11 protein-coding genes are annotated in these 15354 nt (G+C 49.5%); 10 read left to right on the forward strand and 1 reads right to left on the reverse strand.

Annotated features, from left to right (window positions below):
• Positions 1–267: 267 nt before the first annotated feature.
• Genes P2W70_RS15780 through P2W70_RS15790 form a run of 3 tightly spaced genes read left to right on the forward strand, consistent with a single transcriptional unit; the run spans position 268 to position 3249 of the window.
• Entirely contained in the window at positions 268–1359 is a 1092-nt protein-coding gene (locus P2W70_RS15780) for a sensor histidine kinase (protein ID WP_276482454.1), read from the forward strand.
• Positions 1352–2446: a sensor histidine kinase gene (locus tag P2W70_RS15785; RefSeq protein WP_276482455.1), complete on the forward strand. Its 1095-nt coding sequence runs from the start codon at positions 1352–1354 to the stop codon at positions 2444–2446. The genes P2W70_RS15780 and P2W70_RS15785 overlap by 8 nt, the downstream gene beginning before the upstream one ends.
• A gap of 20 nt (positions 2447–2466) precedes the next feature.
• Positions 2467–3249: a LytR/AlgR family response regulator transcription factor gene (locus P2W70_RS15790; RefSeq protein ID WP_276482456.1), complete on the forward strand. Its 783-nt coding sequence runs from the start codon at positions 2467–2469 to the stop codon at positions 3247–3249.
• A 1-nt stretch (position 3250) separates the two neighbouring features.
• Here the strand turns inward: P2W70_RS15790 and P2W70_RS15795 are convergent, their stop codons facing one another.
• Positions 3251–6382 (reverse strand): ligand-binding sensor domain-containing protein, encoded by a 3132-nt coding sequence (locus tag P2W70_RS15795; protein ID WP_276482457.1) that lies wholly within the window; start codon positions 6380–6382, stop codon positions 3251–3253.
• Between the two features lie 163 nt (positions 6383–6545).
• On the opposite strand from P2W70_RS15795, the gene P2W70_RS15800 reads away from it, so the two are divergent.
• The 7 genes from P2W70_RS15800 to pgi all read left to right on the forward strand — a co-directional run bounded on the left by P2W70_RS15800 (position 6546) and on the right by pgi (position 15317).
• Positions 6546–7295: a hypothetical protein gene (locus P2W70_RS15800; RefSeq protein WP_276482458.1), complete on the forward strand. Its 750-nt coding sequence runs from the start codon at positions 6546–6548 to the stop codon at positions 7293–7295.
• Positions 7296–7469: 174 nt separating this feature from the next.
• Positions 7470–8174 (forward strand): hemerythrin domain-containing protein, encoded by a 705-nt coding sequence (locus tag P2W70_RS15805; RefSeq protein ID WP_276482459.1) that lies wholly within the window; start codon positions 7470–7472, stop codon positions 8172–8174.
• A gap of 55 nt (positions 8175–8229) precedes the next feature.
• Positions 8230–8631 (forward strand): VOC family protein, encoded by a 402-nt coding sequence (locus P2W70_RS15810; RefSeq protein WP_276482460.1) that lies wholly within the window; start codon positions 8230–8232, stop codon positions 8629–8631.
• Between the two features lie 65 nt (positions 8632–8696).
• On the forward strand, positions 8697–8855 hold the full coding sequence (locus P2W70_RS15815) for a hypothetical protein (RefSeq protein ID WP_276482461.1): 159 nt from the start codon (positions 8697–8699) through the stop codon (positions 8853–8855).
• A 389-nt stretch (positions 8856–9244) separates the two neighbouring features.
• Positions 9245–12247, forward strand: a complete 3003-nt coding sequence (locus P2W70_RS15820) for a DUF8202 domain-containing protein (RefSeq protein WP_276482462.1) — start codon at positions 9245–9247, stop codon at positions 12245–12247.
• A 114-nt stretch (positions 12248–12361) separates the two neighbouring features.
• The gene (gene ltaE / locus P2W70_RS15825) at positions 12362–13384 is read left to right on the forward strand and encodes a low-specificity L-threonine aldolase (RefSeq protein WP_276482463.1); all 1023 of its coding nucleotides are present in this window, start codon (positions 12362–12364) and stop codon (positions 13382–13384) included.
• 283 nt (positions 13385–13667) lie between these two features.
• Complete coding sequence (gene pgi, locus P2W70_RS15830) at positions 13668–15317, forward strand: glucose-6-phosphate isomerase (protein WP_276482464.1); 1650 nt, start codon at positions 13668–13670, stop codon at positions 15315–15317.
• Positions 15318–15354: the final 37 nt, after the last annotated feature.

A 15354-nucleotide genomic window follows, 5' to 3' on the forward strand; every position in this document is an offset into this window, starting at 1 on the left:
GGAACCCTTCAGTCCCGCTTAAAAGCAGTTCGTGCATGACCTGCCGATTTTGGGGGATCAAGTGAAAGAATGGGTGTAGGCGCTGGCGGAGTGTGTAGTTTAGTATGTTCTAACGGCCGATGTTGCCGGCTCAAAGGCATGAGCCTGCCGATGGCTCGTTTTTCCCTCCAATTCACGCCCCTGAATCCTCAATTCATCCTCCTTCTTCCCCATTCTGACGAAACCCCTTAACTTGCCTGCAACAAATGTTGGTAATTTGTAGTAGTAATGACAGTAAACACCCATTCCACCCTGCTCAGGTTGTCACTGCCACAATACACCCGTAAGGACCTATGGATCTTTGCGGCTGTGGTGCCTGTCATTGTATTGGTGTACAATTCCCTGATCTTTGGCAACCGGTATTTTAGCGAAGGAAGGGTGTTTGTGTGGGCCAGTTTGAGTACCCTGCTGATCATTTCCGGTTTCTGGTTCCTGTTTACCCGAATTGCCGTTTTGCTGCGCTACCGCTTTCCCCATGATAACGACCTGATGAAGCGGATGGTGATCTCCATCTTCCTGTTCATCCTGATCAATGCGCTCATTGTTACCATTCTGTTCTGGGGGTACGACTATTTCCATTTCCTCAATTATGAACTGAACCAGGTCAGGTACCAATGGACACTGTTATCGGCCGCTATTTTCAATGTCTTTGTCACCATCCTGCATGAAGGGGTTGATAGTTTCGATAAATGGAAGAAGACGATGCTGGAAACCCAGCAATTGAAAAAAGAGTACCTGCAGAGCCGGCTACTGGGGCTCAAAAGCCAGATGAATCCGCATTTCCTGTTCAATAGCCTGAACTCCTTATCGAGCCTGATCGGCGAGGATACCCAGGCGGCGGAGAAGTTTCTCGATGAGATGAGTAAGGTGTACCGCTACCTGTTGCGTAGCGACGATAAATTCGTTACCCTCGATACTGAATTACAGTTCCTGGACAGCTATTCGTTCCTGCTGAAGGTCCGGTATGGTGACGGGATCCACATCAACCGCCATATCACGGCCGCTCAGCGCAAGCTCATGATGCCTCCCCTGACCCTGCAGCTACTGGTGGAGAATACTTTTACCAACAATACCATCAGCAAGGAAAGCCCCCTGGTCATTACGATCAGTTCATTGGGCGAGCAATGGATGCAGATCCAGCACAACGTACAACCCAAGATCCGCATTGGTATACAGGAAGGTGAAGACCTGGGACTGGAAAATGTCGTCAATAAGTACCGGTTGCTGTCGGGCCAGGCTGTCACGATCAGGCAGACCGAAAAGCAGCGTGTCATTCACATCCCTTTGATCGACGGGGAAGAAACCCTGGCGTATGAGTAGAGCATGGATGAAACCGACCCGGGTGGAATGGATCACCTTTTTTACGCTGATGCCGGTGCTGAGCGCGTTGCTCAACCACCTGCTGTTTGGCGACCGCCTTTGGCACGACCGTTCCGTCTGGTTTTATTCCATTCCCCTGATCTATGTGCAGGGATTTGTATCCTGGTACCTGCATATCGTAAGTATGCACTGGCTGCGTATCCGGCTGCCGGGGCTCCATGAAACGGTGATGCGGTTGAGTATTCTGGCAGTAACCCATGTATTCCTGACGAGCGCCACGTTTGCCGGTTTGTTTTATGGGTTCGACTATTTCCATTTTCTCGGTTATCAGCTGGATATTGCCCAATTCCGTACCTCCCTCCTGCTGGCCGTTGCCCTGACGCTGATCGCCACGACCTCCTGGGAGGCAGAATATGTGATCATCAAATGGAAAGCGAGCCTGGCCGAGAAAGAAGAAGTGCAGCAACTAGCCATCCAATATGAATTTGAAAGCCTGAAAAACCAGGTCAACCCGCATTTCCTGTTCAATTGTTTCAATACACTGTCGTCGCTGATATCGGAAGATCCACGGCAGGCCGAAAGTTTTCTGGATGAATTGAGTAAGGTGTACCGCTACCTGCTGCGCAACAATGAAGATGGCCTGTCGACCCTGCAAAATGAATTGCGTTTTATACAATCGTATTACAAATTGCTGAAAACCCGGCATGGCGATGCCATACAGATACAGATGGAGGTCGACAAGCGCTATGACAACTACCTCCTGCCCTCTTTAAGCCTGCAACTGCTGGTAGAGAATGCCGTCAAGCACAATGTCGTGTCCAGGCAACAGCCGCTGGTGATCGATATTTTCACCATGGCCGGCAATCAACTGGCTGTGAACAACAACCTGCAGGCTAAAACGATCAAGGAGTTATCGAATAAGATCGGCCTTGCCAATATCCGCCTGAAATATGAATTGCTCGATCATCCCGGCTTTCAGGTGATGTCCGATACCCGCAATTTCACCGTGATACTACCGCTGATCTGGGACAGTGGTTATGAAAAGAAGATCAGCGTCGTACAAAAACAAATACATCCTCATTCTTAAAACGCATAAAAGGTTATTATATGAAAATTCTAATCGTAGAAGACGAAGAACTGGCCGTGAAGAAGCTGCAGAAAACGCTTGCCGGCGTTGATGCACAGGCCGAAGTGGTCGGTGTTACGGATAGCATCAAGAGCACTGTCGACTGGCTGGAAGACAATCCTTCACCCGACCTCATCCTGATGGATATCGAGCTGAGCGATGGGCAAAGTTTTGAGATCTTCAGCCGTACTGCTGTAAAAAGCGCCGTGGTATTCACCACCTCGTACGATGAATATGCGCTGAAAGCTTTTAAGGTCAACAGCATCGACTACCTGCTGAAGCCCATTCAGAAGGAGGACCTCGAGACGGCGCTGAACAAATACCGGCAGATGAAAGACCTGTATGCTGCAGGCAGCAGTGCCCACACGGACCTCAATGTAGAAAGCCTGGTGAAAGAGCTGCGCCAAAAACTGCAACCCAAAGAATTCCGGAAGCGTTTTCTCGTGAAGCATGCACAGAAGCTGGTATCGATTGAAGTGGAAGAGATTGCCTACTTTTTCAGCGACGGTCGCCTCAACTTCTTCAAGACCTACGATAACCGCAAGTTTGTAGTTGATTATACGATGGATGAACTGGAGGAAATGCTCGACCCCGATCGTTACTTCCGCATCAGCCGCGCTTTCTACATCGCCGTTGACAGCGTAGATCAGATCCATGACTATTTTGGCAACCGCTTGCTGTTGCACCTCAAGCCTGCTGTGGACAAGGAAGCCATCGTGAGCCGCGAAAAGGTCAGCGATTTCAAGAAGTGGATGGGTAAATAGATCAGTTTACCGGTACCAGTAATATCACGGAAGCGCCATTCCTGTCGGCCTGTATATCCAGTTCGGCACGAATGGCGCTCGTGCGTTGTGTCAATACATTGAGGGTCGGTGTGGTGAACAGGTCGTTTTCGGTGTTGTAGTTGCCGTCGTCCTGTAGTTTGACCGATAGTTTCGACTTTACCAGGTCGATATTGATCAGAATATGGTGTTGGTTCGATTCCTGCACCATCGCCCGTAACACTTCTTTGAAGATCAGCAGCATTTCATGACGCGCCTTCATATCCAGCCGCAAGGTGCGTACATGCTCGTCGACCAGGATGTCGATATTGGCGCCGTGGCGGTTGATAAGGGCATCTACAAACTCCAGCATCCGCAACAGGGTTTTCTCCATGCTGTCGTTCTGCGGATCGATGCTCCACAACATATCATCCATGGCGATGATCATATTGTGGCTTTTTTCACTGATCTGGTCAATGTACTCTTTCGAGCGCGTCAGGTCTTTGTCGGCCTTGATCTTGGCCATTTCACTGAGCAGGTTGATATTGTTCAGGGTAGTATTGACATCGTTGTGCAGGTTGCCGGCGATCTGTGTTCTCATCGCCTGCAATTCGCGGATGCGCCGCATACGTTCGCGGTCGATCCGGTACAGGATAACGACAGCCAGCAGCACCAGACTGCCATAGAACCATCCCGTACGCCAGAAGGGAGGTTTTACGCTGATCCGTAAAGTGGTAATGCCCTTGCTCTCTACCCCATCGGCATTTTCGCTTTTTACTTTAAACACATAGCTGCCCGGACTAAGGTGTGTATAGATGGCCTGCCGCCGGTCTTCGGCATATACCCAATCTTTGTCTACCCCCATCAACTGGTAATAGTAGTCGATCTTTTCCTGGCGGATAAAATTGAAGCTGCCAAATTCAATGGCAATGGAGCTTTTATCGTGTTGCAGGTTGATGGCAAATTCCTTGCTCACAGAATCCACAGACAGCGATTGGTTGGCTACCCGGATATCGGTGATCTGAGCATCGGCAGGCGGTTCGGTCCTGACCATTTTTTCAGGATCGATTACGACAAAATTATGTTGGCTGGTGAACAGCACACGACCATCGCTCAGGTGATGTGCGTCGTCGCCTTCAAAATAGTCGGCAGGCATACCATCCCGCCGGTCATAGCGGGTGAACACTTTTTTGGTGATGTTCATCCGGCATATACCACTCATCATGCCTAACCAGATGATGCCATGTTTGTCGCGGGCCAGGCACATCACATTATTGGAAGGCAGGCCATCGTCGGTACTGATATAACTTACCTGCCCGGTATTCATGTTTACGAGCGACAGGCCATAGCAGGCCACGAGTAAAGTACTGTCGTCGACCTGTACGATATCGGTGGGGCTATCGTTCCAGAGCCTTTTACCTTTGGGACCCTTTGCACGGTAGGTTTCGAGCACCTGGTTGGTGTTGGGATTGATCTTTAGCAATCCTCTGCCGACGGTACCCACCCATAAATACCCTTTTTTGTCGATGAACAATTTATGAATGAGAGCGCCCGCCTTCAATACTTCGGTAAATCCATCCTTATACTCCCGGCCTGGCTGCCAGACCCATTTTACCAGTTTGCCCTGTTGGGTACCAAACCAAAGATTGCCATTGTTATCCTGTACACATTGCCGGATCGTACGGCGCTCAAAGACATCGAACAGGTATTGTTGTTCGTGCTGTGTTTTTTGATCGTAGATCGACATGGCGCCGTCCTGCATGCCCATGAACACCAGGCCGCTTTTGCGGTGCCGTTCCATACACCAGATGGCCGCCCCCTGTTCATAACCCTTCATACTGGCCGGCAGGTTTTTGGGATTAAAGTGCCGGTCATACGCATATAGCCCTACACCCCAGGTGCCGATCCAAATGGTGTTACTGTCCAGTTCCAACACCGACTTGGTAGGTCCATCCATGACGCCGGTGCCGTTGGGCCGCAGCAGCCGGTAGGCATTGAACTTTTGCGCATCGGGATTGAAGAGGTACAAGCCGTTGGTAGTAGTTACCCACAGGTTGCCCGAGCGGTCTTCGTACATATAATAGGCCACATCGAATTTAAGGCTCTGTTCGTCTTTGTATTCATTTTGTAGTCCCTGAAATGGTTGGGCACCTCCCACAAATTCCGCGATGATCGGCAATCCATAAATCCACAATTTTCCATTACGCTGTTGTAAGATCCCATTGAGTTCATGGTAGCCACCATCAAAGAGTTCTTCGGCGACGTCGTATGTTTTTCGTTCTCCGGTTTGGCTATTGAAATAATGGACGCGAGGACCACCATGCCACTTGGTCCAGGTTACGACCATATGCCGGCCTTGGGCATCGGCGTAAGCATGTAAACCGTTACCAACATTGCCAAAAGCTTCAATGGCTTTGTCTTTGTCCGGATTATTGCGATAATAGTTGATATGTTTGGTCGCGGGGTCATACATTGCAATACCCGAATCGCTGGTCGACCACTCGCGGCCTGTCAGTGTATCGAGAAATACGTTGTGGCAATGCCATTTGGACGGGCGTTTGAAATGTTCCCGGTCTATCACCAGTTTATTCGAATCCGGCAGAAATTGAAAGGTTTCGTAGCCGGGTGTAAAGACCAGCACTTTACCTTGTCGGGTTTCGAGGATCTTTTTGGGGTGGTAGATGGTGGGTTTTTCAATGCCCCATTCCATTTTTACCTCGGAATAAGTAAATCGTTCCGTATCGAAAATGCCGACCTTGTTGTCGGCAGTAAACACCCATAGACGATCCGATTTGTCGAAATATACCAGGGCGACATTGTCGTCGGGCATGGTGTGCGGATTACTATGCTGGTGCTTAAAAGTGGTGAATTTGTTGCCATCGAATCGCTGCAGGCCATTGGGGGTCGCCAGCCAGATATACCCTTTACGATCCTGTACCAGGTTATTGATCAGGTTGGCAGCAAGCCCGTTGAAGGTACTAAAGCGGGTGAAGATATATTGCCGGGCATTGGGGGTAGCTGTGGAGGGGGCTACGAGAAACATGGGATCTTTGCCTTTTTTAGCAATGATCTGCCGCGCCCAAATAGGCTGGCAACCCAATACGAGTGCTACGAGAAGATAAAAATACCTGTACAACGATTGAGGGTTAAATACGGGTCAAATATAGTCCGTAAAGGCTATACGAAGCGGGGGCCGGCTAAAATAATCAGCAACTCATGTACGGCTGTCCTCATTTCATTCGCTCTGCCATTTGCTTAGGAGCGCCAGCGTTGCAGTTTTGTGAAAATTATTTGATCAAATGAAAAAAGTGTTTTTGAGCTGCCTTGCAGTGGCGGCACTGGCCATGTCTTGCAAAAAAGATAAAGAAGACGACAGCGTTAAAAGAGGAGAAGTTGTACAGTTGTTCAGCGGAAAGGCGTGGACCTGGGTGCAATTGAAAGCCGATGGAGCTCCAGACAAACTGGCTATCACCATCAATGATGCCGCGCTCAATAGCGCACCGGTCAATTCCCAACATCCGGACCACAGCAGCCATGTGGTGGTACCGCTGCATCCCCAGCACGGCAGTCCGTTCAACCACGTGATGCTCGATTGGAATTCCGTAGGGCACGAAGGACCGATGTACATGCTGCCGCATTTCGATTTTCATTATTATTTCGTGACGCCGCAGGAAGTAGACGCTACCACCGACGAAGCAAAGATGAATAAGTTTCCGGATGCCGCTTACCTCCCGGCCGGTCATATCGCCCCTGCCCCGGGTGTACCCAAGATGGGCATGCACTGGCTCGACCCTACGTCGCCTGAATTGGGTGGTGGCAAAACTTTCACGCAGACCTTCATCTACGGTACCTATGATAGTAAGGTGACTTTTATGGAACCAATGATTACCAAAGCGTTTATCGATACGACTACGAATTTTAGCCGTGCTATTCCGCAGCCGGTGAAATATGGACGTACGGGTTATTATCCCACGAAGATGCGTGTGAAGCGCCATGACGGGGTGACCGATATCATTCTCGAAGATTTTGTTCAACGTACGGCATCCTAAGGAAACCGTTGCTTTGATCGTGTGCAGACAGGCCCCGGGAGGGGCCTGTTCTTTTATTGTGTGTCAGGGATATTTTGAATCAGATCATGGCCAACCTATTACAATTCATACCATTTGAGATAGCCCCACTGATTAGGTTGTTCGATATTTGAACCAGTAGCAAAACGGTTTATATTGGAACGGTATAATATTTTCAATCAGGTGCACAAAGGGTTAAGGGCTTATCTCTATGAAACAGCCCTGGCTGTACAGCAAACGGATTTTCCAAAACAGGAAGAGGCGGAAAAAATGTTGCATACCATCGCTGAAGTCTTGTATTACTTTGGTCAGCATGCCTTATACGTCGAGCGATTTCTGTTTCCCTTCATCGTAGACCACAATCCTGGCCTTATCGGTATTTTCAGACAACAATACCAGTCGAACCTGGTGCAGGCGCAACGGCTGCGTGGTGTGATGACAGTATATGGACATGCCGTCAATGAAGAAGAACGAAGCGCTGCGGGTAAATCCATTGCCCGCGCGTTCACGATCTTCCTGGTCAATCACCTGGATAGCATGAGCAGGGAGGATAATTTGCTCAACAGCGTGTTGTGGCGCCTGTATGCCGACACGGAACTACAGGCGCTGGAACGGGAGATTGTCGTGAAGATGACTGCCCGCGACCTGGCCACACTCAGCAAATGGGCGATCCGTGGCATGAACAATGCCGAGATCATCGATTGGCTGCGTTTGATTGAAAGGACTTCCGTATCCACCGTTTTTGCCTGTTTTTTTCACAGTGCAGAAAGAGAATTGCCGGCATATCGGTGGGACAGCATTCAGGAGGTACTGGCGGAGGGCAGTTCGATCGTGGAGGCTGTAGCCGGCGAACCGCTGTAACAGCTACCATTTATCCGACCATGGTCAAACAGTATCCGTTGGTTATCTTTGCGACATGTTATCTCTTCAGCGCATTCACCATATCGCCATCATTTGCTCCGATTATGAGCGTTCCAAGCATTTTTATACCCACATACTCGGCTTTACTGTCGAACAGGAAGTGTATCGCGCCGCCCGGCAATCTTATAAACTCGACCTCAGCCTGAATGGCCAATACACTATTGAGTTGTTTTCCTTTCCTGCTCCCCCACCCCGCCCAAGTCGTCCCGAGTCCTGCGGATTGCGTCACCTGGCATTTGGGGTAGCCGATATCGGGGCCGCCGTTGCATGGCTGAACAGCCAGCAGGTCGCTACAGAACCCATTCGTGTAGATGAATACACCGGAAGGCAATTCACATTTTTTGCAGATCCGGATGGACTACCACTCGAATTGTATGAACAGGGCACAATAAATTAAACGACAGGTAATACTTGCATCCAAACGTGACGGATTTTATTTTGGAGTCAATAAATCCGTACACTATGTTACTTACTTTAACCCTCCAGGTTTTTGTTGTCGTATTTTTTATCTCCTTGCTTTGGAGCATTTTTGAGAAGGCAGGCCAGCCCGGCTGGGCCTCTCTGATCCCTGGTTATAATATCTATCTACTGCTTAAGATCACCGGCCTGCTGAAAAAATAACCGGTCGTTTTCTTGATCCTCGTCATCTGTCGGATAAAAACAACTTCTTCTACGAAGTACAAGTTCAAATAGAACCCCGGGGTCTTTACGGTAGCGGTCACAACTATACGATAATCGTTTCAGGTAGTTCTACTGGTAATTTACTCGCCCGCTCAATTCCAGGCTGGTAGAGGGTTTGATCAGGGTCAATAACCTGATGATGTATATGCGAAATTTAAAATGGACAAAACGGCTAACCCATTCTGTTACTTGCCGGTAACTCCTTCTCCTGTTACACTTGATGATTATTTTCAACATACCCGGACAATCTGTTTGGGGTGCCTGCGTTTTAATGACATCCTAATGTAGCCGACCCTCTACGTTACCGGAAACCCTAAATCCCAATTCACATGCAAAGAACTCTACCCAGGTGGAAAAGGCTTGCTTTTCACCTAACCATGCTATGCTGCTTATGTACAACTGTCGGTCAAAGTCAGATAAATTACAGTTTTACGTCTACAACCCGTACGTACAATCAGATCAATGGCACCAAGATCGTTGATGAGAATGCAGACAATTCAATGTCCAATGCTACCAATATTGGTTTCGACTTCGAATTCAATTGCGTTACGTACACCCAGTTTCGCGCCAGCTCCAACGGCTTTATAAGTCTGGGCAATAGTACTACCAATTCGTTTGCTACCAATGACCTGTCCATTACCGGAAACGGACCGATCATCGCACCGCTGTGGGATGATCTGCAAACCGGCACCGCTGGCGTCACCTATCTGGTAAGCGGCTCTGCCGGCAGCCGGGTGTTGACGGTGGAATGGCGGACGTTGAGGTGGAACCGCAACGCAGGCGGTTGGGTTATCTCCTTTCAGGCGAAGTTGTATGAAGGAACGAATGTGATTGAGTTCTGCTACACGCCCAGCGGTACGAATGTCAATAGCGGTTCTGCTTCCATCGGTATCAGTGGTGATCGTGTAGCCAGCGATTTTTATTCCGTTTCTGGTATCAATGGTACCACCGTGGCGACCTATGGTACACAGACCAGCAACATCAATACAAAACCTGCTACAAATACCTTGTATCGTTTCACGCCTGCGAATCAGATCTATATCAGCTCTACAGTGACCCAGGTTACCGGCGATGTGTCGCGGTGCAATACCCAGCAGATCCCGATCATTTGCCTCAAGGTAGATACCAGGGGATGTGAGTCGGCCCGCACTGTTACAGAGATACGCATGAACATGAGTGGTACCGGCAGCCTGGGCAACATTGCCGATGCGCATATCTATTATACGGGTAATTCTTCCGGGTTCTCTGCGATCAATGAGTTTTCCAGTGGCTCTTTAACGGTTTCGAGCAGCACTTTTAGTGTTAGTGGCTCACAGACGCTGGCTTCCGGTAGCAACTATTTCTGGGTTGTGTACGATCTGATCGGCAATCCGGCTAATGGTGCGCTGGATGCACAGTGCAGCCGTTTTACCCATAGCGGTACCAATACCACGCCTTCAGTGACAAACCCTGCCGGTTCGCGCAACCTGGTCAATTGTTTTACTGCGCCTGGTGGTATTACGGAGTCCAGTTTTTGGGTAAAAGGCAATGCCGGCACTTCCAGTACTACCAATAATACGCGCATCAATTCATGGAACGATCAGTCGGGCAATAGCCGCCATGCGACCAATGGTACAACCGATAACCAACCAATGTATTACGACAATGCGACGAATAACCTGAACTACAACCCGATCGTCAACTTCAATGCTGCCGGTCAGGACGAAGACGATGCAGACTTCATGGATATCAATACATCCGGTATGTTGTCGCCCAACAGCAATCCTTATGAAGTATATGCTGTATTACTGCCTGGTTCAGGTAATAGTTCTACCCCGGGTAAATTCCTGTTTTCCGGAGAAGCCGGATCCAATAATTTTAATTCTTTTGATATCCGGGCATCCGGTGCTATCAATGACAGCTGGAATATGAATGACCTGATCGTTGCGAATACGTGGCAGGCTAACAAGCCGCTGATGTTAACCTTCGATTACAACTATCAGATACGGGAATCCTTTAAAGCCGGCACTTCCATCGGAACACGTGCCGGGGCCGAAAGAACCTCCAGTATCGATAACAATGCACTGGCTTATCAGCGAACAGGTGGTATTGAATTTTATGATGGAAGCATTGCTGAGATCATTACCTACGCCAATACAGCACACAGTACAACCAAACGCCATAAGGTTGAATCTTACCTGGCTACCAAGTACGGCATTACGCTAAGCCACAACTACCTTGCGTCGGAAGGCACAAGGTTTTGGAACATTGCGCAGGATGCCAATTTCAATAATAACATCATTGGTATTGCGCGGGATAATACCAGTAACCTGATGCAGAAGCAATCCAAAAGCACAACAGGTGCTGCAGACATCCTGCGTATACATATCGGCCCTTCGCTCTCTGCCAACCAGGCGAACAATTCAGGGAGCTTTACAGCATCCGATCTATCATTTTTTATGGTGGGCGCCAATATTGGTGTTCCGCTTAACCTGGGCAGTTCTGATAAACCGGCTGGTATTTGTTGCAGGCTGGAGCGGGAATGGCTGGTGCAAAGGACCAATTTCACGAATACTACTGTTACCCTCGTATTCGATTTTACAGCCATCACGCCCGGCACCATACCCATGAATGCTGGCGATCTTCGCTTATTGGTAGATGACAACGCCGAATTCAGCAATGCCACTATTTTAAATACTCCTACCGTCACCATCACTGCTGCGGCCAGTGTAGCTACCGTGACCGTGCCGGTCTCGGTCTTCAGTACAAGACCCTATTTTACACTTGCTTCCGTCTCGAATAACACCATATTACCATTGGAGATATTATCCTTTACAGGGGTGTGCCGGGATGAAGAAGCTCAGTTGAAATGGACGATCGCCGGCGAGGTTCCAAATGATATTATAGTTGAGCGCAGCGCGGATAGAACTACATTCACCGCGGTAGGTACGGTGCAGAAAAATGTCACCGGATCTTATGGCTGGACCGATCGCTCGCCGTTGGCTGGTAATGGCTATTACAGGTTGAAGGCAGTCAATGAGCAGGGAGCTATCCGCTATTCGACCATTGTGGCAGTTGCAGGTTGCAATTCGAAGGCTGTCCGGTTCTCTACCAATCCAACCACGCGTGAATCATTGCTGACGCTACAATTGCCACAAAGCGGCATGGGTGAGATCAGTCTGTATGATATGGTCGGACGGCGTGTCGATGTGCCTGGCCTCACCGGCCATCGTAACTTTGCCAAAGGCGTGCACAACCTGCCCGTCAATGTGCCAGGTACCGGTACCGGCTGGTACACCCTGCACGTTGTCATGAACGGTGAAAGATACGCTTTCAGGATGCTTAAAAAATAAGGTGTATCGATATAGACGACATCTACTGTAATTTGTACAACCGTTCCGGAATTTCACCGGAACGGTTGCCATTTTAGGGCAATCTCCTGTACATTCGCAGGGAACTTACAAGCTATGATAGTTGATCTCAGATCAGATACGATTACCCGTCCTACGCCTGCCATGCTCGAAGCCATGATGCAGGCGCCCGTGGGCGACGATGTTTTTGGAGAAGACCCTTCCGTCAACAAGCTGGAATCGATGGCTGCCTCGCTGTTTGGAAAGGAGGCTGCCTTGTATTGCCCTACCGGCACCATGTCGAACCAGATTGCCATCAAAGTGCACACACAGCCCGGAGATGAAGTGATCTGTGAAAAACTATCGCATGTATACCAGTATGAAGGTGGAGGCATTGCGTTCAATGCCGGTGCCCAGGTGCGGCTGATCGATGGCGATCGGGGCAGGATCGATGCTGCCCAGGTACTGCAATCTATCAACCCCGACGATGTTCATAAAGCCCGCACCTCACTTGTGAGCCTGGAAAACACGGCAAATCGTGCCGGTGGTAGCTGCTACGAGCTCGATACCATCCGTGCAATCAGAGAAGTGTGCGACCAGCATCAGTTGGCGTTGCACCTCGATGGCGCCCGGCTGTTCAATGCCCTGGTGGCCAAACAACAGCCTGCGACTGCTTTTGGGGAGGTTTTTCACAGTATTTCCATTTGTCTCAATAAAGGATTGGGCTGTCCGATCGGTAGCATTCTGATAGGACCGGCCGCATTTATCCGGAAGGCCAGGCGCGTAAGAAAGGTATTTGGTGGTGGTATGCGACAAGCCGGTTTTATGGCGGCAGCAGGCATCTATGCGTTGGAAAATCATATTACCCGGTTGGCGGAAGATCACCAGCATGCACAATCCATCGCCCGGGCACTGTCTGGCGCATCATTCGCCGGCCATCTGCTGCCGGTGGAAACCAATATCGTGATCTTTGAAGTAAAGGGGCCCCGTTCCGCTGCGGAAATCGTGGCGGCACTGAAGGAGCAAGGCATTCTGGCCATTGCCATTTCTGCCACGCAGATCCGCTTTGTATTGCACCTGGATGTATCGGCTGCCATGGCAGCTCATGTTACCCAAGTGATCGGACAGTTGTCAGCATAAAAAAGGGCGGCCTGTAAGGCCACCCAATGCTACTAAACATAAAGAGCTTATTATAACAATTACACCTGTAAAAACTTGGTATCAATAGAAAGTCCCGGTGAAGGGAGCAGGCGAGCCGGAAACCTTTGATAAGATCAGGGCGTACATTGAAGTACGTAATAATAATACTGCCGGACAACAGTTGACTGGGGTATTTTGTAATAATACGGGTTAGCACTTACCGGGCAGTAAAGACTACTATGGAAGGTCGCTATTAACCAATTTGAAATCAATATAACGAGATATGTTACCAACTATTAAACCGCATCGTACGAAGGCCTGGGGCAAGCTGGAAGAGCATTACAAGAAAGTTAGCCGTACGCATCTCCGCGAGTTGTTTGCGGAAGATGAAGAGCGTTTCAATAAGTTTTCCCTGCAACTGGAAGACATTCTGTTCGACTATTCAAAGAACCGCATCACGGAGAAGACCCTGCAGCATTTGCTGGACCTGGCCGAAGAATGCGAGCTCGACAAAGCCATTACCGCCATGTTTAGTGGCGACGCGATCAACCAAACGGAAGGTCGTGCCGTATTGCATACTGCGCTCCGCAATTTCTCCGGACAGCCGGTGCTGGTCGATGGTAAAGACGTCATGCCCGACATACAAGCGGTATGGCAGCAAATGCGACAGTTCTGCGAACGTGTCCATTCCGGCAGCTGGACCGGTTTCTCCGGTAAAAAGATCCGCTATATCGTCAACATCGGTATTGGTGGCAGCGACCTGGGGCCTTTTATGGTCACAGAAGCGCTCAAGCCTTACTGGGTCGACGGCATGCAGGTATATTTCGTGTCCAATGTAGACGCTACCCATATCGCGGAGACGTTCAAAAAGATCAATGCGGAGGAAACGTTGTTTCTCATTGCCTCCAAGACCTTTACGACCCAGGAAACCATGACCAATGCCCATACGGCACGTAGCTGGTTCCTGCAGACTGCCCATGACGAAGCACATGTTGCCAAACATTTTGTGGCACTCTCCACCAATGAAAAAGAAGTAACGAAGTTTGGTATCGATAAGGCCAATATGTTTGGCTTCTGGGATTGGGTCGGCGGTCGTTATTCCCTGTGGAGCTCCATTGGTCTGTCGATTGCCCTCACGATCGGGTACGATAATTTCGAACAACTCCTGAAGGGAGCGTACGCAACAGACAACCATTTCCGTACAACGTCTTTTGACAAGAATATACCGGTCATCATGGCCCTGGTAGGTTTGTGGTATACCAACTTCTTTGGATCCCAGACAGAAGCCATCCTTCCCTACGACCAATACCTGCATCGCTTTGCGGCGTATTTCCAACAGGGTAATATGGAAAGCAATGGTAAAAGTGTAGACCGCAAGGGGAAGGCTGTCAGTTATTCCACTGGCCCCGTTATCTGGGGTGAGCCGGGAACCAACGGCCAACACGCTTTTTACCAGTTGATCCACCAGGGCACGGTGCTCATTCCCTGTGATTTTATAGCGCCCGCCATCAGCCATAACCCGATCGCCGACCATCATCCCAAATTGCTGTCCAACTTCTTCGCCCAAACAGAAGCGTTGATGAATGGGAAGACAGAAAAAGAAGTGGAAGCCGAGCTGGAAAAAGCGGGTAAAACGGAGGAGGAAATTGAAGCCCTGTCACCGTTCAAGGCTTTTGAAGGCAACAGGCCGACCAACTCCTTCCTGGTGAAGCAGATCACCCCCTACACCCTGGGTCAGCTGACCGCTTTGTACGAACACAAGATATTTGTACAAGGAGTTATCTGGAATATCTTCAGCTTCGACCAATGGGGCGTAGAGCTGGGTAAGCAACTGGCTAACAAGATTTTACCGGAACTGCAGAACGATGATCCGGTAACAGGGCACGATGCTTCTACCAACGGGTTGATCAATGCCTGGAAAAAAATGAAATAAGGGTTGTGTAATTACTGCCTTGGGTGCATCCTGCCCT

This window comes from Paraflavitalea pollutisoli, assembly GCF_029360705.1.
GTDB lineage: Bacteria > Bacteroidota > Bacteroidia > Chitinophagales > Chitinophagaceae > Paraflavitalea > Paraflavitalea pollutisoli.

Coding starts and splice junctions, on each gene's coding strand:
- pgi (WP_276482464.1), top strand. CDS start 13,668: ATGTTACCAACTATTAAACCGCATCGTACGAAGGCCTGGGGCAAGCTG.
- P2W70_RS15790 (WP_276482456.1), top strand. CDS start 2,467: ATGAAAATTCTAATCGTAGAAGACGAAGAACTGGCCGTGAAGAAGCTG.
- P2W70_RS15780 (WP_276482454.1), top strand. CDS start 268: ATGACAGTAAACACCCATTCCACCCTGCTCAGGTTGTCACTGCCACAA.
- P2W70_RS15785 (WP_276482455.1), top strand. CDS start 1,352: ATGAGTAGAGCATGGATGAAACCGACCCGGGTGGAATGGATCACCTTT.
- P2W70_RS15815 (WP_276482461.1), top strand. CDS start 8,697: ATGTTACTTACTTTAACCCTCCAGGTTTTTGTTGTCGTATTTTTTATC.
- P2W70_RS15810 (WP_276482460.1), top strand. CDS start 8,230: ATGTTATCTCTTCAGCGCATTCACCATATCGCCATCATTTGCTCCGAT.
- P2W70_RS15800 (WP_276482458.1), top strand. CDS start 6,546: ATGAAAAAAGTGTTTTTGAGCTGCCTTGCAGTGGCGGCACTGGCCATG.
- ltaE (WP_276482463.1), top strand. CDS start 12,362: ATGATAGTTGATCTCAGATCAGATACGATTACCCGTCCTACGCCTGCC.
- P2W70_RS15820 (WP_276482462.1), top strand. CDS start 9,245: ATGCAAAGAACTCTACCCAGGTGGAAAAGGCTTGCTTTTCACCTAACC.